The organism is Gordonia sp. DT218, assembly GCF_049847105.1.
Taxonomy (GTDB): Bacteria; Actinomycetota; Actinomycetes; order Mycobacteriales; family Mycobacteriaceae; genus Gordonia.
Genome location: NZ_JBNCNS010000002.1, coordinates 647791 through 670680 on the forward strand (window position 1 = coordinate 647791; position 22890 = coordinate 670680).

Genomic DNA, 22890 nt, shown 5'->3' on the forward strand with positions numbered 1-22890 from the left:
GGGAGAAACCGACGCAGGAGGTCGACGCAGACCCATGACAAACATTGTCGTTCTGATCAAGCAGGTTCCCGACACATGGTCCGAGCGCAAGCTTACCGACGGTGACTTCACCCTGGATCGCGAAGCCGCTGACGCCGTTCTCGACGAGATCAACGAGCGCGCGGTCGAAGAGGCCCTGAAGATCAAGGAAGCCGACGGTGGCGAGGTGACCGTGCTGACCGCGGGTCCCGAGCGCGCGACCGAGGCGATCCGTAAGGCGCTGTCGATGGGCGCCGACAAAGCCATCCACATCAAGGACGATCAGTTGCACGGCTCGGATGCGGTGCAGACCGCGTACGTGCTGGCGCGTGCCCTCGGTACCGTCGAGGGTGTCGAGCTGGTCATCGCGGGCAACGAGGCCACCGACGGACGGGTCGGGGCGATCCCCGCGATGATCGCGGAGTACCTGGAGCTGCCGCACCTCACCCATCTGCGCAAGCTGACCCTGGAGGGCGAGACGCTCACCGGTGAGCGCGAGACCGACGACGGCATCTTCCACATCGAGGCGCAGTTGCCGGCCATCGTGAGTGTCAACGAGAAGATCAACGAGCCGCGCTTCCCGTCCTTCAAGGGCATCATGGCTGCCAAGAAGAAGGAAGTTCAGGTCGTCACCCTCGCGGAGATCGACGTCGAGGCCACCGATGTGGGTCTCGAGCACGCCGGCACCGAGGTGACCGCATCGAATCCGAAGCCGCCGAAGACCGCCGGTGAGCGCGTCGCCGACGAAGGTGACGGCGGCACCAAGGTCGCCGAATACCTGGTCTCGCAGAAGATCATCTAGTCCGGACGGTCACTCAGAGCAACTGGCGATAAAAGAGACATTCAGGAGATAAGAACATGGCTGAAGTACTAGTGCTCGTGGAGCAGGACGCCGAAGGCGCCCTCAAGAAGGTCACCAGCGAGCTGATCACCGCCGCACGCGCGCTCGGCACCCCGTCCGCGGTGGTCGTGGGCGCCGCGGGTTCGGCGGACGGCATCATCGACGGTCTCAAGGAGGCCGGCGCGGAGAAGATCTACGTCGCCGAGTCCGACGACGCGGCGAGCTACCTGGTCACCCCGCAGGTCGATGTCCTGGCATCGGTCGCCGAGCAGGCCTCCCCGGCGGGCATCCTGGTCGCGGCCACCGCCGACGGCAAGGAGATCGCCGGTCGTCTGGGCGTGCGCCTGGGCTCGGGCGTACTCGCCGACGTGATCGACGTGCAAGAGGGTGGCGTGGGTATCCACTCCATCTTCGGTGGTGCGTTCACCGTTGACGCCAAGGCCAAGGGTGACACCCCGGTCTTCTCGGTTCGTCCGGGTGGTGTCGAGGCAGCACCGCAGGCCGGTGCAGGCGAGCGCGTCGACGTCGAGGTCCCGGCCCAGGCCGAGGGCGTCGTGAAGATCACCAAGGTCGAGCCGAACGTCGGCGGTGACCGGCCGGAACTGACCGAGGCGTCGATCGTCGTGTCCGGTGGACGTGGCGTCGGCAGCGCGGACAAGTTCTCCGTGGTCGAGGAACTCGCCGACTCGCTCGGTGCCGCCGTCGGTGCCTCGCGCGCCGCGGTGGACTCGGGTTACTACCCGGGCCAGTTCCAGGTCGGCCAGACGGGCAAGACCGTGTCGCCGCAGCTCTACATCGCACTCGGCATCTCCGGTGCGATCCAGCACCGTGCAGGCATGCAGACCTCGAAGACGATCATCGCCGTCAACAAGGACGAAGAGGCGCCGATCTTCGAGATCGCCGATTACGGCATCGTGGGCGACCTGTTCAACGTCGCCCCGCAGCTGACCGAAGAGGTCAAGAAGCGCAAGTGACCTGATCACTTCCGCGATGGCCCCCCGGGCCGTGTCATCTCGACACGCCGGGGGGCCATCGCCGTTTCGGGCCGTGTTCATCCGGTGTCGCCGACGTTCACCGGCCCAGCACCGACATGACATGCCGCCGTTGGCGCCCCGTCGTCCGTGGTGGATGTCATCGGGGCATGACACTCGCGCCCAGCCCGTCCCGCACCGGCGTCACCCGTCCGCTCCTGATGGCCGGCCCGGTGGTCGTGGGCCTCACCGAGGATCCCGCCGACATCGTGGAGATCCAGGAGTTGCGCTACCGGGTGTTCGGCGCGGAGCCCGGTTTCGCCGACGTGATCGGTGACCCGGTCACCGGGCGCGACGGCGATCGATTCGACGAGTTCTGCGAGCACTTGGTGGTCCGCCACGCCGACGACGGACTCATCGGGTCGGCCCGGCTGTTGTCACCGGCGCGCGCCGCTGCGGCCGGCGGTTGGTACACCGGCACCGAGTTCGACGTCCACGAACTCGCGGGCATCGCATCGGACACCGTGGAGATGGGCCGTGCCGTGGTGGCCCCGGGCCACCGTCAGGGCACGACGACCGCGCTGATGTGGGCGGCCCTGCTGCACCACCTCGATGAAACCTGCCATCGGTATCTGATGGGGTGTGTGTCGGTGCCGCTGAATGGGCCGGGCCCGCGCGGAAGCGCGCTGCGCGGAGTTCGCGACGTCCTGCGGGATCGGTATCAGGCGCCTTGGCAGGTGTATCCGCATCTACCCGCGAACATCGGTGGGCGCCGTCTCGACGACATCGGACCACCGGATGTGGTTGCGGTGCCCGCCTTGATGCGTGGCTATCTGCGGCTCGGTGCTCGCGTGTGCGGTGAACCGGCCCTCGACGCCGCCTTCGACGTGGGGGATTTCGTCACCGTGCTCGACCGGCTGCACGGCAACAACCGGTATCTCGAACGGATGCAGTCGTGCGTCGACCGGCTCGCGGTGGGAGCACGCAAATGACCGCCGCGGTGGCGGCGCCCGGGCTGGCCGCGGCACGGCCCGCCGCGGCACCCGCGATCGCTGCGCCTGCGGCGGCTCTACCGGACCTACGTCACGCCTGGTATCCGGCCAGTCGGTGCGGCGATCACTGTCGCGAGCAGACGCCGGTGGTGGTGAACCTCGTGGTGGTGATGGTCCGGATGGTCCGCCTGGTGGTGGTCGTGTGTTTCCTCGTCGTCTTCGGACCGATGGTTGCGCTAGCCCCGCGGCTGCTGCGCCGGCGGTTCCTCAGCTGGGCGGCGAGGCATCTCCTGGCCGCCCTCGGCGTCGCTGTTCGCATCGATGACCGGCGTCCGTTCGCCGGTACGTCGAGGGGGCTGGTCGTCGCCAATCACGTCTCCTACCTGGACATCCTGGCCGTCGCGGTGGTCAGCCCGTCGCACTTCGTCGCCAAGTCCGACGTGACGACGATGCCGGTGGTCTCGGGTCTGGCCCGGCGTCTCGGCATCATCCCGGTCGAGCGGGCATCACTGCGTGAGCTCCCCGCGACAATTCGCAGCGCGGTCGACGAACTCCACCGCGACCGTTCGGTCGCGGTGTTCCCGGAGGGCACCACGTGGTGTGGGCGGGAGGCCGGGCGGTTCCGTCCGGCGTTCTTCCAGGCCGCGATCGATGCCGGTGTCCCGGTGACCCCGATCCGACTGAGGTTCACCGCGATGGACGGATCACCCACCTCGGCCCCCAGTTTCATCGGCGACGACAGCCCGCTGGACACCCTGCGGGCCCGCGTCCTGCGGGCCCGCGGCCTGACCGTCGACATCCGTGTGCACGAGTCGCAGCTGCCAGACACCGATCGTCGGACCCTGGCCGCGCGTTGCGAGCGTCTGGTCACGGCCTGACCGACCGTCCACCGCCCGATGCCCGTGGTACATATCTCATATATGTTGTATCCCTGAGCCGGGCGCCCGCCCGGTGTCGTGATCAACACCAGGAGGCGTTCGAGCCATGACTTCCGCACCGGCCCTGTCCCGAGCCGAGGCCCGAGCACGATTCACCCAACTCAGGTCTGCGACCGGGCTGGTCGACGACGCCGAGCTCGATTCGGTGTGGGCGGCCCTGGAGACCGTTCGCCCCGAAGAGATGTTCGGCGCGTGGAGGGGCGACGAGTTCACCACCGGGCACCCGGCCAACGGCCTCCTGGACAAGGCCCGCTGGTTCGGCAAGACCTTCACGTCGCGTTCCGACGTCCAGCCGCTGATGTGCCGAGACGAGAACGGCAAACTTTTCTCGAACATCGAATTCGCCAAGGGTGAGGCCAGCCTGTGGGCCATCGAGTTCCGTGGCGAGGTCACGGCGTCGATGGTCTACGACGGGCAGGCCGTCATCGACCATTTCAAGAAGGTGGACGTGAACACCGTCATGGGCATCATGAACGGCAAGGCCGCGGTCGTCGACGGCCGTCACCTGTACTTTCTGCTCGAGCGCGTCTGAGGGGTGCGGATCGACGCCGCGGCCGTCCCGGCGCCGGCGCCTGACCGACCGGAGCCGCCGGTCACCGCGGTGTGATCACCGGTGTCCGATGCGCGGGAATTGGTCGGCGGTGTTCGCGCGTTTATCCTTGCAACGTCATGTCCATGCCTTCTCGAGCCCCGGTCTACCTCGACCACGCTGCGTCGACAGCGATGCTTCCCGACGCCGTCGAGGCGATGACGGCTGTCTTCGCCCAGCCGGGCAACGCGTCGTCGTTGCACGGTTCGGGTCGCTGGGCTCGTCGCAGGCTCGAGGAGGCGAGGGAGTCCATCGCCTCGTCGGTGGGTGCACGGCCCTCCGAGGTGATCTTCACCGGCGGTGGCACCGAGTCCGACAACCTCGCGCTGAAGGGCATCTATGCCGCCCGCCGCCGGGAGAGCCCTGACCGACGCAGGGTCATCGTGTCCGCCGTCGAGCATCATGCCGTTCTCGATCCGGCGACCTGGCTCGCCGATGCGGCCGGCGCCGAGCTCGTGATCGCTCCGGTCGACGCCGAGGGCTTCGTGTCCCCGTCGTGGTTGCGCGCCGAATTGGCTGCGCACGCCGACGAGACAGCGTTGATCTCGGTGATGTGGGCCAACAACGAGGTCGGGACGATCCAGCCGATCGCCGAGATCGCAGCGGTCGGTGCCGAGTTCGGCATCCCCGTGCATTCGGACGCCATTCAGGCCGTCGGCCACATCCCGGTCGATTTCGGGACGAGCGGACTGTCGGCGCTGAGTCTGGCCGCGCACAAATTCGGTGGGCCGCAGGGGGTCGGCGCGCTGCTCTTGCGCCGCGACGTCGAATGTGTACCCCTGCTGCATGGCGGCGGGCATGAGCGCGACGTGCGGTCGGGCACCCAGGACGTGGCCGGGGCCGTCGGGATGGCGACCGCGCTGCGGCTGTCGGTCGAGCACATGCCGGCCGCCACCGAGCACGTAGTCGCACTCCGCAACCGGCTGTTCGACACGCTCCTCAACGTAGCCGACACAACCGTCAACGGGCCCCGCGACGAGCGGCGACTGCCCGGAAATGTGCACGTCTCCTTCGGAGGATGCGAAGGCGATTCCCTGCTGATGCTGCTCGACGCCAACGGCGTCGAGTGCTCCACGGGATCCGCCTGCACCGCGGGGGTGGCTCAGGCGAGTCACGTCCTGCTTGCCATGGGACTCGACGTCTCGACGGCACGCGGATCATTGCGCTTCTCCCTCGCGCCGAGTTCGACGGCGGCAGATGTCGACGCGGTGGCCGAGGTGATCGGCCAGGTCGTCGATCGCGCACGCGCCGCGGGACTGGTCTCGTCACCGACAGGAAAGGGACGCTGATGCGAGTACTGGCAGCGATGAGCGGCGGCGTCGACTCGTCGGTGGCCGCCGCCCGTGCGGTGGACGCCGGACACGACGTCGTCGGGGTGCACCTGGCGCTTTCGACCGCCCCCGGGGCCCTGCGCACCGGCTCGCGCGGTTGTTGCTCGCGAGAGGACGCGTCGGATGCCCGACGAGTCGCGGACGTGCTCGGGATTCCCTTCTACGTCTGGGACTTCGCCGATCGCTTCAAGGACGACGTGATCGACGAGTTCGTCGACGCCTACGCCGCGGGAGAGACCCCGAATCCGTGTCTGACCTGCAACGAGAAGATCAAGTTCGCCGCACTCGCACAGAAGGCGGCGGCGCTCGGGTTCGACGCCCTCGCGACCGGTCACTACGCGCGCCTCGACGACGGTGAGCTGCGCCGTGCCGTCGACGAGGACAAGGACCAGTCGTATGTGCTCGCCGTGCTGACCGCCGCCCAGCTGTCCCGGGCGATGTTCCCGGTGGGCGACACCCCCAAGGGGGAGATCCGCGCCGAGGCCGCACGGCGCGGACTGGCGGTCGCCGAGAAGCCCGACTCGCACGACATCTGCTTCATCCCGACCGGCGACACCCAAGCGTTTCTCGGCGCGAACATCGGTATCCGGCCGGGCGCGGTGGTCGACGCCGACACCGGCGACCGGCTCGCCGACCACGACGGCGTCCACGGTTTCACCATCGGGCAGCGCAAGGGGCTGGGGATCGAGGCCCCGGCCGCCGACGGCAGGCCCCGGTACGTGACGGAGATCGATCCGGACTCGGGGACGGTCACCGTCGGCTCGGCCTCACGTCTCGATGTCTGGTCGATCACCGCGCATCGTCCCGTCTGGACCGCCGGGACCGCACCGGACGGGCCTTTCGAGGCGATGGTCCAGGTCCGTGCGCACGGTGGCCTGGCCCCGGTCGTCGCGACACCCGCCGTCCGCGACGGTCGACCGGTGATCGAGATCGCCCTGCGCACACCGCTGACCGGTGTCGCCAAGGGGCAGGCCGCGGTCCTCTATCTGCCCGACTCCCAACAGGGGGACCTGGTGCTGGGCTCCGGGCGCATCCTGGCGACCGATTCCGATCCGGCGTCGGGCGTACGCCCGGACACGGTCGCGTCCGGACGCAACGCGTGAGTACCACCGCGTGAGCCAGCCGAACCACGTCGTTCGCGGCGGTGTCGGCACCGGTATCGGTTCGATGCCGGGGACCGATCCGCGTGAAACGGCCGCAGTGATCAACGGCGAACTGGACCTCGCCCACCTCGCCGAATTACCGGAGCGCGGCGCCGGCGCGGACATGGTGGGTCGGATGGCGGCGGTCCTTGTCGACCTGCCGATGGATGCGGGAACGTGGGGTTACCGGCTCGCCGCTCGCGGGTCGGCGATCTCCCGAAACTCCCGGGACTTCCTGCGCGCCGACCTCGACGCCGTCGAGGAGCTCTGGGACACAGCGGGTTTCCGTGGGACGGGTCGACCGTTCAAGATCCAGGCATGTGGCCCGTTCACGCTGTCGGCGTCGGTGGAACTCCGCGCCGGTCACAAGGTGTTGCGTGACCGCGGGGCGTGGCACGACGTGGTGGCCTCCACTGCGGAGGGGCTCCGTGAACTCGTCGGTGAGGTGACCCGACGGCTCGGTGCCGAGGTGATCGTGCAACTGGACGAACCGATGATCGGCCAGGTCATCGATGGCGCGGTGACGCCCCTGACGCGTTTCGACACCATTCCCGCGGTGCCGGTGGCCGATGTCGCCGAGTCCCTGCATGGGGTCGTCGAGCAGATCGGCCGTCCGACGATCATCCACAGCTGTGCGGCACCGCGCTGGGATCTGGTCGAACGGCTCCGGGGCGTCGGATGGTCGCTCGACGTCACCTCGCCCACCACCGCGGACCTCGACGGCATCGGCTCGGTGATCGACCGTGGTGATCTGCTGGTGGCGGGTGTCGTCCCGGCCGTGCGTGGCGATCAGGATCTCCGCGCGGAGATCGTCGCCACGCGCCTCGCGGCGCTCACCGACAGGATCGGCCTGAATCGGAAAGTGTTGTCGCAGAACGTCATGGTCAGTCCGACCTGCGGGCTGGCCGGCGCCACCCCCGCGTGGGCGAAGACCGCCCTCGGTCTCTGCGCGGCGGCAGGCGAACTGTTGGCCGCCGATCCGACAGCTCTCTGACCAGGGGGCTCAGCCGGGTTCCGCGTCGGCGGTGGACTGCGCACTCGTCTGCGTGGTCCCGAACACCACGCCCTTGCGCTCCTTCCCGAGCGTCGTCAGGACGATCACGACGATCAGGACCGGCACGATCGTCACCGACAACGCGAACGGATAACCGTGTCCCTCGGCGAGGCGCTCCTGAATGGGGAGATTGAACGCGGCCAGGCAGTTGCCCAACTGATACGTCACACCGGGGTAGAACCCACGGATCTCGTCGGGTGACAGTTCGGTCAGGTGGGCAGGGATCACACCCCAGGCGCCCTGGACCATCACCTGCATCAGGAACGACCCGAGGGCCAGGCTGCCGGCAGTGGTGGAGTAGGCGAACAGGGGCACGATCGGCAGTGCGAGAAGTGCACACGCGACGATCAGCACCTTGCGGCCGTAGCGTTCGGACAGCGCGCCCGCAATGAGGCCGCCGATGATCGCACCGACGTTGTAGATCACCGCGATCCAGGTCGCGGTGCTCGCGGCCAGATCCGCGCCGCCGTGCTCGGTCGCCTTCAGGAAGGTCGGATAGATGTCCTGGGTGCCGTGGCTCATCCAGTTGAACGCCGTCATCAGCAGCACCAAGAAGATGAATCGCCGCCAGATGACCGGATTGGCCAGGAGGTCGCGGACCGAGGTCTGGGTCTGCTTCACCCGCTCCCGGGTGGCCCGCCACGCCTCGGACTCCTCGACCTTGGCCCGGATGAGCAGACTGATCAGCGCCGGGATGACCGACAGTGCGAACATCCAGCGCCAACTGAGTCCCCACCAGGTGTTGAGCAGCAGGAACGCCAGTGAGGCGCACAGGTAGCCCATCGAGTACCCGCTCTGCAGAAAGCCCGAGAAGAAACCGCGGCGTGAGACGGGGATCTTCTCCATGGCCAGTGCGGCACCCAGGCCCCACTCGCCGCCCATGCCGATGCCGTAGAGCATGCGCAGGATCATCAGGATCCAGAAGTTGGGCGCGAAGGCGCACAGGAATCCGACGAAGCTGTAGAACACGACGTTCGCCATCAGCGGGATCTTGCGGCCCTTGCGATCCGCCCACAGGCCGAAGATGAACGCGCCGACCGGCCGCATGATGAGGGTCATCGTGGTGATCAGGGCCATCTGATCCAGTGGCACGTCGAAATCCTTGGCGATGTCGGCGTAGATCAACACCACCAGGAAATAGTCGAACGCATCCATCGCCCATCCGAGATAGGCGGCGGCAAACGAGTTGCGCTGGTCTGGGGTGAGCCGTTCGCGCGGTGACGCTGCGGCCGTGGACATCCGAACCTCCCGGGTCGACTGCGATCCCAGCCTAGACCTCGGTCACCGCTCGGTGGGCAACTCGCCGCTTTGTCGGATTTGTCGTACCTTCAAGGGGCGCAGCAGGATTGGTGTCGGTCTCGAACGTCGAGGTCAGTCGGGCGTCGACAACTTGGCGATGGATCGCCGGGGTGCGATCTGTCGATAGCTGGCGTCGAGGAGTTCGCCGACCTCCACCCAGTCCGACGACTCGTCGAGCACCAGGCCCAGCCACCCGTACGCGCCGAGGTAGGCGGGCAGAAAGAACCGTGCGTCGTCGCGCAGAGCGGGACGTTCCGACTCGTCGGGAATGAACAGGATGGACCGATCGTGTCGCACCTTGCTGCCCTGGACGCTGCCGCCGTAGTTGCCGAACATCTTCCCGCACCGGAATGTCGGGCGGCCGTGGGCGACCACCTCGGTGGTGTCGGGTAACGCCAACGCGACCTGCCGCACGCGAGCGAGGACGGGGTCGGCGTCGTCGAACATGATCGGGTGCGGCATGAACCCAGGATAGGGCGGGTCGGCAGGCCGGAGGTGTCGGTCTGCTCCGATAGGCTCAGGTCGTGGCAGATGAAGTCGGCACCACCGATCAGAGCGGCGACCTGCGCGAGGAGTGGACCGCGCTCGCCGACGAGATCCGCGACCACCAGTTCCGGTATTACGTCAAGGACGCGCCGATCGTCTCGGACGGCGAGTTCGACCATCTGCTCCGCAAACTGCAGGAACTCGAGGACGCGCATCCGGAACTGGCGTCCCCCGACTCGCCGACCAAGCTCGTCGGCGGTGGGTTCTCGACGGCGTTCACGCCCGTCGACCATCTCGAGCGGATGTTGTCGCTCGACAACGTCTTCGACTCCGACGAGATGCGAGCCTGGGTGGACCGGGTACACGCCGAGACGGGCGGCGGCGTCGACTTCCTCTGTGAACTCAAGATCGACGGTGTCGCGCTGGCCCTCGTCTACACCGACGGCTCGCTGACCCGCGCGGTCACCCGCGGCGACGGCCGGACGGGGGAGGACGTCACCCTGAATGCGCGGACCATCGAGGACATCCCGAACCGGCTGACCGCATCCGACGACTTCCCCATCCCGCACGTCCTCGAGGTCCGTGGGGAGGTGTTCTTCCGCGGGGAGGACTTCGCGGCACTCAATGCGTCCCTGGTCGCCGAGGGCAAGGCGCCGTTCGCGAATCCGCGCAACTCTGCTGCGGGATCGCTACGCCAGAAGAATCCCCAGGTGACGTCCCGCCGTCGGCTCCGGATGATCTGCCACGGCATCGGGCACACCGAGGGCTGGCGACCGGCGTCGCTGCACGATGCCTACCTGGCGATCGGCGCGTGGGGCCTGCCGGTCTCCGCCCACACCACCAAACTCGACGGTGCCGCGCAGATCGTCGACAAGATCGCCTACTGGGGTGAACACCGACACGACGTCGAGCACGAGATCGACGGGATCGTCGTGAAGGTCGACGACGTCACCCTCCAGCGCAGGCTGGGTGCGACGTCCCGCGCCCCGCGATGGGCCATCGCCTACAAGTACCCGCCCGAGGAGGCGACCACCAAGCTCCTCGACATCAAGGTCGGGGTGGGGCGTACCGGACGCGTGACACCGTTCGCGTTCATGGAACCGATCCTGGTCGCCGGATCGACAGTGGCCCGCGCGACGCTGCACAACGAGTCCGAGGTCAAGCGCAAGGGTGTCCTGATCGGCGACACCGTCACCATCCGCAAGGCCGGCGACGTGATCCCCGAGGTCCTCGGTCCGGTCGTCGACGTCCGTGACGGGAGTGAACGCGAGTTCGTCATGCCGACGCACTGCCCCGAGTGTGGGACCGAACTCCGGCCCGAGAAGGACAGCGACGCCGATATCCGTTGTCCCAACACCCAATCCTGCCCGGCGCAGTTGCGCGAGAGGCTGTTCCACCTGGCCGGCCGCGGCTCCTTCGACATCGAGGCCCTCGGCTACGAGGCCGCGACCGCGCTGTTGACGTCGGGGGTGATCACCAACGAGGGCGACCTGTTCGGGCTGACCGCCGACGATCTCGTGCAGACCGATCTCTTCACCACCAAGGCGGGAGCCCTGTCCGCCAACGGCAAGCGGCTGATCGCAAATCTCGAGAACGCCAAGAAGGTCCCGCTCTGGCGGGTCCTGGTGGGGTTGTCCATCCGGCACGTCGGGCCGACCGCGGCACGTGCGCTGGCCACCGAGTTCGGATCACTTCAGGCGATCGAGGATGCAAGCGCCGAGGATCTGGCCGACGTCGAGGGGCTCGGGGCCACCCTCGCGCAGAGCATCCGGGACTGGTTCGCCGTCGACTGGCACCGCGATGTCGTCGAGAAATGGCGCGCCGCAGGCGTTTCCATGGAGGACGAGCGGGACGAGTCGATCGCCCGGACGCTGGAGGGCAAGACCGTCGTCGTGACCGGTTCCCTCGAGGACTTCTCGCGCGACGGTGCCAAAGAGGCGATTCTGGTGCGCGGCGGCAAGGCATCGGGGTCGGTGTCCAAGAAGACCGACTTCGTCGTGGTGGGTGATTCGCCCGGCAGCAAGGCCGCCAAGGCCGAACAGCTCGGGGTTCCGGTCCTCGACGAGGATGCCTTCAAACGTCTTCTCGAGACGGGGGATCACGAGCCGGGCTGAGTCGGGGTGGGCCGAATGGGCACGCTGCCGTCGTGCGTCAGCTCTCCGCGCGCAGAACCGTACTGACGATGCCCGCCAGGTAACCGAGACGTGCCACCTCCGACGGTCGGAAATCGGGCCCACCGATGCGGCCGAGGAGAATCGCCTTGTCCCCGTTGCCGAGTGGGGCCGCGGCCATCCGGGTGTCCATGTCCTTCCACGCATCGGGTACCCAGTCGCCTTCGCCGTCGAGTTGCGCGGCGACGCGCAGCGGCAACCAGTCGACATGCGTCAGCGGCGTTTCCGGAGCACCGGAACTGCCGAACAATTGCAGGACACCGCCGCTGGCATCGGTCACGACCATGGCCCAGGAGACGCGCAACACGCGGGGGGCATTGTCGACGAGAACCTGCAGACGGTCGCGACCCACCGTCGCGACCTGGTCGACGAGTTCGAGTTCCCGATGGGTGTCGAGCACCCCCGAATAGGGTCGGATCGAGTCGACTCGGACGCCCTTGACCTTCTCGGCCGCCGTGATCAGGGCGTCGGGCAGCGAACCCGGGGACACCTCGACCACGAGGTCGTCGACGGCATAACCGTCGCCGCGTTCCACCACCTCGAGCGAGAGGATGTCGGCGCCCACCGAACCCAGCTGGACGGCCAGCAATCCGAGACTGCCCGGCCGATCCTGGAGGTACACCCGCAGCAGGTAAGACACGCCCGCCATTGTCGCACCACCGATCCAACCGCGTGCGGTGAGGCTTCCGGGTGCGGCGGCGATGTGCGTACCGCGGGGCGGGTCGTCACGATGAACCGATGGCGGCCGACACCCCGACCGAGCGGGCAGGCGACGGCTCCACCCAGGTCACCACGTCGGTCGCACAACGGATCCAGTCCGGTCGAGAACACGACTTCGTGGCCTGGACCGACCACCGCCACGACGCCGTCCCGGTGCACTCCCATAGGCTGGTGGGCAGACCACGCACGACACGGCGAAAGGACCTGGCATGTCCAGCGGATCAGGGTCGGCGATCTCCCGGGAGGAGGTCGCGCATCTGGCTCGGCTGTCCCGGCTCGCGCTGACCGACGACGAACTCGACCAGTACGCGACGCAGCTCGATTCGATCCTGGCGCATGTCGCACAGGTGTCCGAGGTGGCCGCCGACGACGTGCCGGGCACCGCGCATCCGGCGGCGCTCGCGAATGTGCTCCGTCCCGACGTCGAGGAGCCCTGCCTGACCACTGAGCAGGCACTGTCCGGCGCGCCGGCCGTCGAGCAGGACCGGTTCGCGGTCCCGCAGATCCTGGGGGAGGAACAGTGACCGACGCACCACGGGCTGCAGGGGAGATCACCGGCCTCTCGGCCGCCGAGCTCGCCGAGAAGATCGGCACCCGCGAGGTGTCGTCGGTCGAGGTCACCCAGGCCCACCTGGACCGGATAGCCGAGATCGACGACCAGCTCGGTGCCTTTCTACACATCAGCGGTGCCGAGGCGCTGGTGGCGGCCAAGGCCGCCGACGACGCCATCGCGGCGGGTGAGGCGCCGTCGCCGCTCGCCGGCGTCCCGATCGCCTTGAAGGATGTGTTCACCACCGTCGACGCGCCCACCACCTGTGGCTCGCGGATCCTGGAAGGGTGGGTGCCGCCGTACGACGCGGCCGTGACCGAGCGGCTGCGTGCCGCCGGTATCCCGATCCTCGGCAAGACCAACATGGACGAGTTCGCGATGGGCAGCTCGACCGAGAACTCCGCGTATCAGGTGACCCGCAACCCGTGGAACACCGACAAGATCCCGGGCGGATCCGGCGGCGGCAGCGCGGCAGCGCTCGCGTCCTATCAGGCCCCGTTGGCCATCGGCACCGACACCGGTGGATCGATCCGCCAACCGGCCGCCGTCACCGCGACGGTGGGTGTGAAGCCGTCCTACGGCACGGTGTCGCGCTACGGCCTGGTCGCGTGCGCGTCGTCGCTCGATCAGGGTGGGCCGTGTGGGCGCACCGTGCTGGACACGGCGCTGCTCCACGCGGTGATCGCCGGACACGACAAACGTGACTCCACCTCGATCGACGCGCCGGTCCCCGATGTGGTTGCCGCAGCCGAGTTCGGTGCGCAGCAAGATCTCTCGGGTGTCCGGATCGGTGTGGTGACCGAACTCCAGGGCGAGGGCTATCAAGCGGGGGTGCTGGATTCGTTCCGCGCAGCCCTTCAAGTGCTCACCGACCGTGGCGCCGAGGTCGTCGAGGTGTCGTGCCCGCATTTCACCTATGCGCTCGGCGCGTACTACCTGATCCTGCCGTCAGAGGTGTCGTCGAACCTCGCGCGTTTCGACGCGATGCGGTACGGGCTCCGGGTCGGCGACGACGGCAAGCACAGCGCGGAAGAGGTCATGGCGTTGACCCGCGACCAGGGCTTCGGGCCGGAGGTCAAGCGCCGCATCATGATCGGCACCTACGCGCTGTCATCGGGCTACTACGACGCCTATTACGGACAGGCGCAGAAGGTGCGGACCCTGATCGCCCGGGACTTCGGCAACGCCTTCGAGAAGGTCGACGTCCTGGTGTCGCCGACCACCCCGACGACCGCATTCGACCTGGGCGAGAAGGTCGACGATCCGCTGGCCATGTACCTGTTCGATCTCTGCACGCTGCCGGTGAACCTGGCGGGGATCGGCGCGATGTCGGTGCCGTCGGGGATCTCCGCCGACGACGGGATGCCGGTCGGCCTGCAGATCATGGCTCCCGCGCTCGCCGACGATCGCCTGTACCGGGTGGGTGCTGCCTACGAGGCCGCACGCGGCCCCGTCGGCTGACCCGGGTCACCCGCCGCCGGTCGTCGACGACATGCTCGACGACTGCTTCTGACCGTATCGGTGACCGACGCCCGGAGCGCCGTCGAGCGAGCCGAGCAGATCGGTGCTCGTCTGCAGGAACCCGACCACCGGCAACCACGGTGGGTGACGGACGGTTCGGCCGACGACAACTGTGCCCCGTGGTTGCTGCGCCGGTCGCCAGATCAGCGACGGCGACCACCGCGGGATCGGGTCGGATGCGTTGGCGAGGACGACCCGTCGTGCGCCCGATCCCGGGCCGTCGCCGACCGCATCTCCGGGAACCCCGGCCAGCAACGTCTCGGCGACCGCGCCGGGGCGGTGATCGCCCGCCCAGACCCTGGCCTCCTCCGCGCCGATCGCTCCGAGGCTCTGTCCGTAGAGGCGGATCTGTGGTCGTCGGTCCGGTGGGCGGGTCATGGTGTGGTCGATGACCTCGTGGAGCAGCGCGATCGCGCTGCGTCCCGCTGCCGAGCGGTCGCCGACGAACGCCCGCCACGACGGCATCTGGGCATACTGAATCGTGAGTATCGCGACATCTCCGGCAAATCGGTCCTGGTAGCCGGCGACGGCGGTGGAATCGATCCACCCGGAGCCCGTCGGCACGGCGATCACCACGGCCCGGAGGTCGAGTCCCCCCGCGTCCACCCAGCGGGTCGCGAGGTCCCGGCTGCGACTCGTGAGGGATGCGCCGGTGTCGAGGCCGTAGATGACACCGGCCGGTGTGCGGGGCGGGGACGGCGCATCGTCGGCCTGAGCTGCCGGAAGATATCCCGCGGCCACCGCCACCACCGTCGCACCGATCATCGCGGTGGTCCGTGGCAGTGAGACGATCGCCGTGAACAGCAGTGCCGCTGGGAGTATCGAGGCGGCGAGCCAGCTCACACCGGCGTGCGGTGCGTCGAGATCAGTTCGGAGTGAGTTCTGCCACGACAGGCTGATCAGCGCCATCGAGACCAGCGCACCGGCGGCCCCGGCGACGACTGCCACCGCCGGGGCCGGGTTCGCGGTGCGTCGTCGAGTGACGACAAGTGCTGCGGTCGTTGCGATTCCCACGCACAGTGCCGTGAGGGCGCCCGAGATGATCCCGGATCGGGGGAGCCCACACGGCCAGAGCGCCGTCACCGCTCCCAGGGCCGCCGCGATCGAGACGGCGGGGTGGGGAGGGGAGAAGGGGGTTCGTCGTGGGTACCGCACCGGCCCGAACGGGGGTGCGGCGGCCGTCATTGCGGCGTATCGGCTCGTCGGTCGAGGAGGTCTGCCCACCCGCGTCCGACGCCGGACGACACGATCTGCGTCGCGGACTCGACGGCGGTGGGGGGACCGTCGTACTGCCGCCAGGTGTTGAGGCGGAGGGCCACTTCCGTCGCGGTGGCGGCGGCGTCACACAGCGGATAAGTACACGACGCGTGCATCCGGTCGACGAGTTGGCGGTCAAGGCGCAGGCGTGCCCATCCGCCCAGTGGATGTCCGGTCTCCGCGGCGTAACGCAGTACGTCGTAACCGAAGTCGTGGGATCGGCACAAGACCTCGAACCGCCGGGGCAGCGTCACCGGTGAGGAGCAGCCACCGCTGGGATTGACCGGATAGCCGGCGACGACCCGCGGCCGGTAGCCGAGATCCGTGGTGAAGTCCGGTGGTAGCTCGCCGGCGACGCGATCGGGATGCCCAGATGTGAGGTCCCGCACCATCCGGCCGGCCGGTGTGGCCAGATCACCGGCCGTCGGCAGCATGGCCGTTCGCGCGGTGCCCGGTGCGTCCGCCCCGGACGACGACCGTGCGTCGGACGCACCGAAGCCGAGACCGAGAATGGTTGTGGCGGCGGCGATGAGAATGAGGATGACCAAGCTCCGGCGCCCTCGGGGCCGGTCGTTTCTGTGTTTTCTCATGGCGTCGAAGTTACGAATCCACGGCACTATGCCACATCGGCCTTAACGGTGAATAAGTCACCGTCGCATGGTCTGGCGTGGGCGGATGTCTCTGCTCCGGACGGGGGAGAACGGAATCCCTCTCGAGTATGAGGACGTGCGAGGTCGTGCCCGCATACCGTGGACAGTCGAGGTGATGAGAATGTTCCGACGAACGCGGTCGTTGATCGGCACGGCCGGGACGGCGGCGGTACGCGAGATCCAGGGTCTGCCCGCCGCCCAGAACCCGGCCGTCCGACGATACTTTTCGTCGCGCGCCAACTGGTTCTTCCTGACGGCGGCCGTCGCCCTCTACTCGGTCTCGTGGCCGACGCTGCCGCTGACCCATTCGATGCCTGCCTACGCACTGCCGGTGGTCGCGGCGTTCGCGGCTTTCCCGGTCGCGCTCGCGTGGTCGGCGCCACTGATCGGCTGGGCGATCTCGGTCGTGTCGGCACAGATGATCGGGATCGTGGTGCCCACCGTCAGCGGCTGGCCGTGGTCGATCCAGGTGACCCATCTGATCGCGCTGCTGGTCCTGACGTTCTTCGCCTACGTGCGCTGTGCGTTGCGGTGGGTTCCCGTCGTATGGGTCTGCACGGCGATCGTGTTCGCGATCGCCGCGCCGCCCGATGCGCGCGGTGGGTGGGTTGTCGGGCTGACCTTCCTCGCGGTGGTGGTCGCCCTGGTGCGTTTCCTCTCGCGTTCGCGCCGCCAGCTCGCGCAGAGCACGGAGCAGACCCAGCTGGTGGAATCCCAGAAGGCGATCCTGCAGGAGCGGACCCGGATCGCCCGGGACCTCCATGATGTTGTGGCACACCGGATGTCGGTCGTCGTCGTGATGGCGCAGACCGCGCGATACCGACTCGACGTCAGCGACGAAGCAGCGGCGGAATTCGAGGCGATCGCGGTGTCCGCCCGTGCCTCACTCGACGAGGTCCGTCAGCTACTGGGTGTGCTGCGGACCGACGGGGAGGTGTTGTCGGCCCCCAACCCCGGTCTCGGTGACCTCAACGGCCTGGTGATGCAGACACGCATGGCCGGGGCCGTCGTCGATCTGTCCGACTCGGTCGAGCACGACGGCATCGGCGAGGCCTCGAGCCTGGTCATGTATCGGATCGTGCAGGAGAGTCTCGCCAACGCCACCCGACATGCGCCGGGCGCCCGGATCGAGGTGCGGATCGCGCCTGCGGGTGACGGGACCGCCGAGATCGAGATCCGCAATTCGGCCCCGACATCCGAGCCGGTTCGGATCGCGGGTCCCGGCACCGGGATCCCCGGCATGATCGAGCGGGCCTCTGCGGTGGGGGGAGTGCTGACCACCGAGCCCTCCGACGACGGGGGCTTCGTGGTCCGGGCCCTCATCCCCGATCAGGGCGGTCAGACCGTCGGTGTCGCCGCGTCGACGTTGCGCGCGGGCGAATAGGCTCTGTTTCGTGGGTCTCACCGTGGTGGTCGTCGACGATCAGGCGATGGTGCGTCAGGGGTTCTCGGCCCTGCTCGCAGCGCAATCCGACATCTCGGTTCTGGGCGACGCCGCGGACGGGGTCGAGGCAGTCGAGCTCTGCGGTCGGGTGCGGCCGGATGTGGTTCTGATGGACGTGCGGATGCCGCGCAAGGACGGACTGCGGGCCGCCGAGGAGATCCTGCGATCCGCATCACGTCCCACCGACGGAACCCCCACCCGGGTGCTCATGCTGACCACATTCGACATCGACGACTATGTCTTCGAAGCCCTGCGCATCGGCGCGTCGGGATTCATGCTCAAGGATGCGCCGGCCGACGAACTGGTCCGAGCAGTGCGGGTGGTCGCTGCGGGCGAGGCCCTGCTGGCACCCTCGATCACCCGGCGACTCATCGCCGAGGTGACCTCGCGCCGCGCGCGGGCGCCGCGGAACACCGCTGTCGAACATCTCACGCCCCGTGAGCGGGAGGTGCTCGAGCTGGTATCGGACGGCAAGTCGAACGGGGAGATCGCCGGCGACCTGTTCGTCTCCGAGCAGACCGTGAAGACGCATGTCAGCAGCGTGCTCGGCAAGCTGGGATTGCGCGACCGGGCGCAGGCCGTGGTCTTCGCCTACGAGAACGGGCTCAAGTAGCGTCGCCTCCCTCGGTCGGGCGCGCCAACCGGGATGTGCGACGTCCGGCAGATGATCGTCCCGCCCACTAGATTGAGTGGCGTACGTATGACGTCGGTCGGCATGGAGGTCCCAGGGTATGGCCAAGAGGTTCGGCATTCTCACCAGCGGCGGCGATTGCCCTGGACTGAACGCGGTGATCCGCGGTGCGGTACTCAAGGGTGAAACCGTCTACGGCCATGAGTTCGTCGGCTTCAAAGATGGGTGGTATGGCCTCGTCTACGGCGACATCATCGAATTGGACCGCACCCGGGTTCGAGGTCTATCGCACGAGGGCGGAACGATCTTGGGCACCAGTCGCTTCGGCCCGTACCAGGAGCCCGACGGGGGCCCCGAGGCCATCAAGAAGGTGCTGAAGAACCTCGGCATCGACGGCGTCATCGCGATCGGCGGCGAGGGCACCGCGTCGGCGTCGAAGAGACTCTACGAAGACGGCGTCAACATCGTCGGCGTACCGAAGACGATCGACAACGACCTCGACGCCACCGACTACACCTTCGGCTTCAACACCGCGGTGGAGATCGCCACCGAGGCGATCGATCGGCTCCGGACGACCGGCAACTCGCACAAACGCTGCATGGTCCTGGAGGTCATGGGTCGCCACGCGGGGTGGATCGCCCTCTACTCGGGTATCGCCGGTGGTGCGCACGCGATCCTCATCCCGGAGCAGCCGGAAAGTCTCAATCAGATCTGCGCGTGGGCGACCAGTGTCAAGAATCGCGGCCGTGCACCGATGGTCGTGGTCGCGGAGGGTTTCAAGCTGCCCGACATGGATCAGGCGTACTCCGACAAAGGCCTCGACGGCTTCAATCGGCCTCGGCTCGGCGGCATCGGCGAGGTGCTCGCCCCACTCATCCAGGAACGCACCGGCATCGAGACCCGCTCGACGGTGCTCGGTCACATCCAGCGAGGCGGCGTCCCCACCGCGTTCGACCGCGTGCTGGCCACCCGACTCGGCATGGCGGTCACCGATCTCTGCGCCGACAAGGGCTGGGGCAAGATGGTCGCGTTGCGTGGCACAGACATCGTGCACGTCGACTTCGCCGATGCCCTCGCCAACGAGAAGTCGGTGCCGTCCGACCAGTATCAGGAGATCCGCGTCATCTTCGGGTGATGGTCTACAGAGTCGACGGCGGGTAGGTGATGGGCGAAGCCATCACCGGTGGCTGCGCGACGGGCTCACGCGGGATGACGAGCCAGAGCACCAGGTACAGCAGCACCTGCGGTCCGGGAAGCAGGATCGAGGCGACGAAGAGGACGCGGGTGAGCGTGGCGTCCCAACCGAAACGCGTGGCGATGCCCCCGCATACTCCGCCGAGCCAGGCGTCGTCTCGGGAACGCATCAAACGGGTGGTGGCGGGTTCTGGTGTGGTCATCGGGGTTCCTTTCTGACACTCCCGACGCTACCCAGGGGAAGTCCTGCCGGCATCGGGGATGACCCTGACCTCGACCCCGGTTCTCACGTGCAGTTCACCGACCCAGGCGGTCGCGGGATCGGCGGAGCAATAAGATGGACGCCATGACTGCCGCTGCCACTGAACTGCTCGACTACGACCAGGTCATCGCGGATTTCGATCCGGTCATGGGCCTCGAGGTCCACGTGGAACTCGGGACCGTGACCAAGATGTTCTGCGGCTGCCCGACCGCGTTCGGCGCCGACCCGAACACCCAGGTGTGCCCGGTGTGCATCGGCCTGCCGGGGGCACTGCCGGTGGCCAACCTCAAGGCCATCGAGTCGGCGATCCGGATCGGCCTCGCACTGAACTGCTCGATCCGGCCGTCGAGTGTGTTCGCGCGGAAGAACTACTTCTATCCGGATCAGCCGAAGAACTACCAGATCTCCCAGTACGACGAGCCGATCGCCTACGAGGGATATCTGGAGGTATTGCTCCCGGACGGAACGCCCTGGCGTGTGGAGATCGAACGCGCGCACATGGAGGAGGACACCGGCAAGTCGTTGCACGTCGGCGGGTCCGGCCGCATCCAGGGAGCCAGTCACTCGTTGTTGGATTACAACCGTGCCGGGGTCCCGCTGGTGGAGATCGTGACCAAGCCCATCGTCGGTGCGGGGGAGCGCGCCCCGGAGGTGGCCCGTGCGTACGTGACGGCACTGCGTGACCTGCTGAAGGCGCTCGGGGTCTCCGATGTCCGGATGGACCAGGGATCGATGCGCTGCGATGCCAACGTGTCCCTGATGCGTAAGGATGCCGCGCAGTTCGGTACCCGCACGGAGACGAAGAACGTCAATTCGCTCAAGAGCGTCGAGATCGCCGTGCGTCACGAGATGCGCCGCCAGGCGGCCATTCTCGAAGCCGGTGGTGAGATCATCCAGGAGACAAGGCATTTCCACGAGGAGGACGGCACCACTGCGGCGGGCCGTCGCAAGGAGACCGCCGAGGACTACCGCTATTTCCCGGAGCCCGATCTGCCGCCGGTGCAACCGGATCCGTCGTGGATCAAGGAACTCGGGACCACGTTGCCGGAGATGCCCTGGGTGCGGCGGGCGCGAATTCAGGAAGACTGGGGGGTCTCCGACGAGGTGATGCGTGATCTCGTCAACGTCGGTGCAGTGGACCTGATCATCGAGACCGTCGAAGCGGGCGCAAGTCCGGAGGCCGCCCGCGGTTGGTGGGTCTCCTTCCTTGCGCAGCAGGCCAACACCCGGTCCGTCGAGCTCGCGGAGCTGTCGATCTCCCCGGCTCAGGTCGCGACCGTGATCGGGCTGGTCGACGCGGGCAAGCTCACCAACAAGCTCGCCCAGCAGGTCGTGGTGGCGGTGCTCGACGGTGACGGCGAGCCAGAGCAGATCGTCGCCGATCGCGGGCTCGAGGTGGTGCGCGACGATTCGGCGCTGCAGAAGGCGGTCGACGAGGCGCTGGCCGCGAATCCCGACATCGCCGACAAGATCCGGGGCGGAAAGGTCCAGGCGGCCGGCAAGATCGTCGGCGACGTCATGAAGGCCACCCGCGGTCAGGCGGATCCGGCGAGGGTGAAAGAGCTCGTGATCGCCGCCTGCTCCTGACGATTTTGTAGTCTGAACACGCGTTTCGCGCGGTGTTCGGACTACAAAATCGGGTTGTTCCGCTCGTCGGTCAGGTGCGATCCTCGGTCGACGACGGCGGCAGCCACTTCACCACTCGGTCGTCGGTGCTCACCGGTTTTCCGGACTGCTTGTTGACCGTCGCGAACTGGAGGATGCCGTTCTGCAGTGCCACCATTCGGCCCAACGCCCCGTAGCGCTTCTCCAGGACCACCACCGGTGGCGTGATGGCAGGCTTCTGCCGCGTCGGTTCGTTGATCGCCTCGATGTGCTGCGTTCGCGTGGTGGAGACGAAGATCGCACCCGACGTCACGGCGCATCCGGCGATCTGTGGGCGGTCCGGCCAGGTCCACAGCACCTTCGGGCCCGACGATTCGAGCACCTGCACGCGATCCTCGGCGGTCGTCTGATCGGCGAAGTACAGCGACCCCGACGTCGTGCTCGGGCACAGCGACACGTTTGAGCCGAGTCCCGAGGCCAGCGTGCGCGGACGTGGGTTGGCACCTGATCCGAGCGCGGTCACCGACAATATCTTTCCGGCCAGCGACGACGGGCTCGCCGCGGCGGACGGGTCACCGGCATTGCCGGTTGCCACGATCAGCTCGGAAGGGTTGCGGAAGTACATCGCGCCCATGTTTCCGTTGGCGCCCTTGGGGATACCCGTCAGAATCGGTTTCGGCACGTCGCCGGGCGCGATCCGCACGACGCGATTGTCGGATGCGGTGGTGATCAGCGCGTAGATCAGTCGGTCCTGCGCGTAGGTAGGTGAGAACGCGAAGTCGATCAGTCCGCCGTCGCCGGACGAATCGACCGGCACTGTTGCCAGGACACGTTGCGGTCCATAGCGTTTGGTGGTGATGATCTTGCCGGTCGACCGCTCGGCGACCACCGTGACATCGCCCTTGTCGTCGCCTGGCATCACGCCTGCGGTCGATGCCAGGCACGTCGCGATCACGGCGGGGTCCGGATCCACGCAGGGGCCCGGTGGCGGCGGGATGGGAGGCTCGGCGGGTGTCGGGGGAGGCGTCTGCTTCTTCTGCTGTGACTCGTTGTTGGCACTGAACGTGCCTGCGTCCTTCTCTCGGTCCTGAGCGGAGAAGTCCGCGCATCCGCTGATCGTCGCCAACACCGCGAGGATCGCGACGATGGCGCCGACCCGGACGCGATATGTCCGGCCCCCCGATGCGAACCGTTTCCGGCCAGGCATTCCCGTCGGCCACCCCT

Annotated in this window: 22 protein-coding genes; 15 read left to right on the forward strand and 7 right to left on the reverse strand. The window is 67.8% G+C overall.

Annotated features, from left to right (window positions below):
- Positions 1–34 precede the first annotated feature (34 nt).
- The 8 genes from ACPXCG_RS09830 to ACPXCG_RS09865 all read left to right on the forward strand — a co-directional run bounded on the left by ACPXCG_RS09830 (position 35) and on the right by ACPXCG_RS09865 (position 7816).
- Positions 35–820 carry an electron transfer flavoprotein subunit beta/FixA family protein gene (locus tag ACPXCG_RS09830; protein WP_425791505.1) on the forward strand — a complete coding sequence of 262 codons (786 nt, stop codon included), beginning with the start codon at positions 35–37 and terminating at the stop codon, positions 818–820.
- A 56-nt stretch (positions 821–876) separates the two neighbouring features.
- Positions 877–1833 carry an electron transfer flavoprotein subunit alpha/FixB family protein gene (locus tag ACPXCG_RS09835; RefSeq protein ID WP_425791507.1) on the forward strand — a complete coding sequence of 319 codons (957 nt, stop codon included), beginning with the start codon at positions 877–879 and terminating at the stop codon, positions 1831–1833.
- Between the two features lie 167 nt (positions 1834–2000).
- Positions 2001–2822 carry a GNAT family N-acetyltransferase gene (locus ACPXCG_RS09840; RefSeq protein ID WP_425791509.1) on the forward strand — a complete coding sequence of 274 codons (822 nt, stop codon included), beginning with the start codon at positions 2001–2003 and terminating at the stop codon, positions 2820–2822.
- The gene (locus ACPXCG_RS09845) at positions 2819–3700 is read left to right on the forward strand and encodes a lysophospholipid acyltransferase family protein (protein WP_425791511.1); all 882 of its coding nucleotides are present in this window, start codon (positions 2819–2821) and stop codon (positions 3698–3700) included. Before ACPXCG_RS09840 ends, ACPXCG_RS09845 begins: the two co-directional genes overlap by 4 nt.
- A gap of 106 nt (positions 3701–3806) precedes the next feature.
- A complete protein-coding gene (locus tag ACPXCG_RS09850) occupies positions 3807–4292 on the forward strand; it encodes a DUF4334 domain-containing protein (protein ID WP_425791513.1) in 486 nt (161 codons plus the stop codon).
- A gap of 143 nt (positions 4293–4435) precedes the next feature.
- On the forward strand, positions 4436–5638 hold the full coding sequence (locus ACPXCG_RS09855; protein ID WP_425791515.1) for a cysteine desulfurase family protein: 1203 nt from the start codon (positions 4436–4438) through the stop codon (positions 5636–5638).
- Complete coding sequence (gene mnmA, locus ACPXCG_RS09860; RefSeq protein ID WP_425791517.1) at positions 5638–6783, forward strand: tRNA 2-thiouridine(34) synthase MnmA; 1146 nt, start codon at positions 5638–5640, stop codon at positions 6781–6783. Before ACPXCG_RS09855 ends, mnmA begins: the two co-directional genes overlap by 1 nt.
- Before the next feature lie 10 nt (positions 6784–6793).
- On the forward strand, positions 6794–7816 hold the full coding sequence (locus ACPXCG_RS09865; protein WP_425791519.1) for a vitamin-B12 independent methionine synthase: 1023 nt from the start codon (positions 6794–6796) through the stop codon (positions 7814–7816).
- Positions 7817–7825: 9 nt separating this feature from the next.
- On the opposite strand, the gene ACPXCG_RS09870 is transcribed toward ACPXCG_RS09865, so the two are convergent.
- Together ACPXCG_RS09870 and ACPXCG_RS09875 are read right to left on the reverse strand one after the other, a co-directional pair.
- Positions 7826–9115 (reverse strand): MFS transporter, encoded by a 1290-nt coding sequence (locus ACPXCG_RS09870; protein ID WP_425791521.1) that lies wholly within the window; start codon positions 9113–9115, stop codon positions 7826–7828.
- A 132-nt stretch (positions 9116–9247) separates the two neighbouring features.
- The gene (locus ACPXCG_RS09875; protein ID WP_425791523.1) at positions 9248–9637 is read right to left on the reverse strand and encodes an MmcQ/YjbR family DNA-binding protein; all 390 of its coding nucleotides are present in this window, start codon (positions 9635–9637) and stop codon (positions 9248–9250) included.
- A 62-nt stretch (positions 9638–9699) separates the two neighbouring features.
- Between ACPXCG_RS09875 and ligA the strand changes: the two genes are divergently transcribed.
- A complete protein-coding gene (gene ligA, locus ACPXCG_RS09880; RefSeq protein ID WP_425791525.1) occupies positions 9700–11775 on the forward strand; it encodes an NAD-dependent DNA ligase LigA in 2076 nt (691 codons plus the stop codon).
- Between the two features lie 37 nt (positions 11776–11812).
- On the opposite strand, the gene ACPXCG_RS09885 is transcribed toward ligA, so the two are convergent.
- Positions 11813–12481, reverse strand: a complete 669-nt coding sequence (locus tag ACPXCG_RS09885) for an amino acid-binding protein (RefSeq protein ID WP_425791527.1) — start codon at positions 12479–12481, stop codon at positions 11813–11815.
- 280 nt (positions 12482–12761) lie between these two features.
- Here ACPXCG_RS09885 and gatC point away from each other — a divergent pair, with 280 nt between their 5' ends.
- Positions 12762–13076 (forward strand): Asp-tRNA(Asn)/Glu-tRNA(Gln) amidotransferase subunit GatC, encoded by a 315-nt coding sequence (gene gatC, locus ACPXCG_RS09890; protein ID WP_425791529.1) that lies wholly within the window; start codon positions 12762–12764, stop codon positions 13074–13076.
- Positions 13073–14563 carry an Asp-tRNA(Asn)/Glu-tRNA(Gln) amidotransferase subunit GatA gene (gatA, locus tag ACPXCG_RS09895; protein ID WP_425791531.1) on the forward strand — a complete coding sequence of 497 codons (1491 nt, stop codon included), beginning with the start codon at positions 13073–13075 and terminating at the stop codon, positions 14561–14563. Before gatC ends, gatA begins: the two co-directional genes overlap by 4 nt.
- 6 nt (positions 14564–14569) lie before the next feature.
- Here gatA and ACPXCG_RS09900 read toward each other — a convergent pair whose 3' ends face one another.
- Positions 14570–15637, reverse strand: coding sequence for an alpha/beta-hydrolase family protein (locus ACPXCG_RS09900; protein WP_425791533.1), 1068 nt, complete (start codon positions 15635–15637; stop codon positions 14570–14572).
- Positions 15638–15804: 167 nt separating this feature from the next.
- Positions 15805–16470 (reverse strand): hypothetical protein, encoded by a 666-nt coding sequence (locus tag ACPXCG_RS09905; RefSeq protein ID WP_425791535.1) that lies wholly within the window; start codon positions 16468–16470, stop codon positions 15805–15807.
- Between the two features lie 181 nt (positions 16471–16651).
- On the opposite strand from ACPXCG_RS09905, the gene ACPXCG_RS09910 reads away from it, so the two are divergent.
- The 3 genes from ACPXCG_RS09910 (at position 16652) to ACPXCG_RS09920 (ending at position 19740) form a co-directional block, all read left to right on the forward strand.
- Entirely contained in the window at positions 16652–17914 is a 1263-nt protein-coding gene (locus ACPXCG_RS09910) for a sensor histidine kinase (protein WP_425791536.1), read from the forward strand.
- A 10-nt stretch (positions 17915–17924) separates the two neighbouring features.
- Positions 17925–18587, forward strand: a complete 663-nt coding sequence (locus ACPXCG_RS09915; protein ID WP_425791538.1) for a response regulator — start codon at positions 17925–17927, stop codon at positions 18585–18587.
- A 118-nt stretch (positions 18588–18705) separates the two neighbouring features.
- On the forward strand, positions 18706–19740 hold the full coding sequence (locus ACPXCG_RS09920) for a 6-phosphofructokinase (protein WP_425791540.1): 1035 nt from the start codon (positions 18706–18708) through the stop codon (positions 19738–19740).
- Between the two features lie 4 nt (positions 19741–19744).
- Here ACPXCG_RS09920 and ACPXCG_RS09925 read toward each other — a convergent pair whose 3' ends face one another.
- Positions 19745–20002, reverse strand: a complete 258-nt coding sequence (locus ACPXCG_RS09925; RefSeq protein WP_425791542.1) for a PspC domain-containing protein — start codon at positions 20000–20002, stop codon at positions 19745–19747.
- Positions 20003–20145: 143 nt separating this feature from the next.
- Here ACPXCG_RS09925 and gatB point away from each other — a divergent pair, with 143 nt between their 5' ends.
- On the forward strand, positions 20146–21648 hold the full coding sequence (gatB, locus tag ACPXCG_RS09930) for an Asp-tRNA(Asn)/Glu-tRNA(Gln) amidotransferase subunit GatB (protein WP_425791544.1): 1503 nt from the start codon (positions 20146–20148) through the stop codon (positions 21646–21648).
- Positions 21649–21718: 70 nt separating this feature from the next.
- On the opposite strand, the gene ACPXCG_RS09935 is transcribed toward gatB, so the two are convergent.
- Positions 21719–22873: a PQQ-dependent sugar dehydrogenase gene (locus ACPXCG_RS09935; RefSeq protein ID WP_425792094.1), complete on the reverse strand. Its 1155-nt coding sequence runs from the start codon at positions 22871–22873 to the stop codon at positions 21719–21721.
- Between the last annotated feature and the right edge of the window lie 17 nt (positions 22874–22890).

Bases quoted from the DNA above. Each gene is read 5' to 3' on its own strand.
- ACPXCG_RS09830 (WP_425791505.1), top strand. From the start codon at position 35: ATGACAAACATTGTCGTTCTGATCAAGCAGGTTCCCGACACATGGTCC.
- ACPXCG_RS09835 (WP_425791507.1), top strand. From the start codon at position 877: ATGGCTGAAGTACTAGTGCTCGTGGAGCAGGACGCCGAAGGCGCCCTC.
- ACPXCG_RS09840 (WP_425791509.1), top strand. From the start codon at position 2,001: ATGACACTCGCGCCCAGCCCGTCCCGCACCGGCGTCACCCGTCCGCTC.
- ACPXCG_RS09845 (WP_425791511.1), top strand. From the start codon at position 2,819: ATGACCGCCGCGGTGGCGGCGCCCGGGCTGGCCGCGGCACGGCCCGCC.
- ACPXCG_RS09850 (WP_425791513.1), top strand. From the start codon at position 3,807: ATGACTTCCGCACCGGCCCTGTCCCGAGCCGAGGCCCGAGCACGATTC.
- ACPXCG_RS09855 (WP_425791515.1), top strand. From the start codon at position 4,436: ATGCCTTCTCGAGCCCCGGTCTACCTCGACCACGCTGCGTCGACAGCG.
- mnmA (WP_425791517.1), top strand. From the start codon at position 5,638: ATGCGAGTACTGGCAGCGATGAGCGGCGGCGTCGACTCGTCGGTGGCC.
- ACPXCG_RS09870 (WP_425791521.1), bottom strand. From the start codon at position 9,115: ATGTCCACGGCCGCAGCGTCACCGCGCGAACGGCTCACCCCAGACCAG.
- ACPXCG_RS09875 (WP_425791523.1), bottom strand. From the start codon at position 9,637: ATGCCGCACCCGATCATGTTCGACGACGCCGACCCCGTCCTCGCTCGC.
- ACPXCG_RS09885 (WP_425791527.1), bottom strand. From the start codon at position 12,481: ATGGCGGGCGTGTCTTACCTGCTGCGGGTGTACCTCCAGGATCGGCCG.
- gatC (WP_425791529.1), top strand. From the start codon at position 12,762: ATGTCCAGCGGATCAGGGTCGGCGATCTCCCGGGAGGAGGTCGCGCAT.
- ACPXCG_RS09905 (WP_425791535.1), bottom strand. From the start codon at position 16,470: ATGAGAAAACACAGAAACGACCGGCCCCGAGGGCGCCGGAGCTTGGTC.
- ACPXCG_RS09910 (WP_425791536.1), top strand. From the start codon at position 16,652: ATGTTCCGACGAACGCGGTCGTTGATCGGCACGGCCGGGACGGCGGCG.
- ACPXCG_RS09920 (WP_425791540.1), top strand. From the start codon at position 18,706: ATGGCCAAGAGGTTCGGCATTCTCACCAGCGGCGGCGATTGCCCTGGA.
- ACPXCG_RS09925 (WP_425791542.1), bottom strand. From the start codon at position 20,002: ATGACCACACCAGAACCCGCCACCACCCGTTTGATGCGTTCCCGAGAC.
- gatB (WP_425791544.1), top strand. From the start codon at position 20,146: ATGACTGCCGCTGCCACTGAACTGCTCGACTACGACCAGGTCATCGCG.
- ACPXCG_RS09935 (WP_425792094.1), bottom strand. From the start codon at position 22,873: ATGCCTGGCCGGAAACGGTTCGCATCGGGGGGCCGGACATATCGCGTC.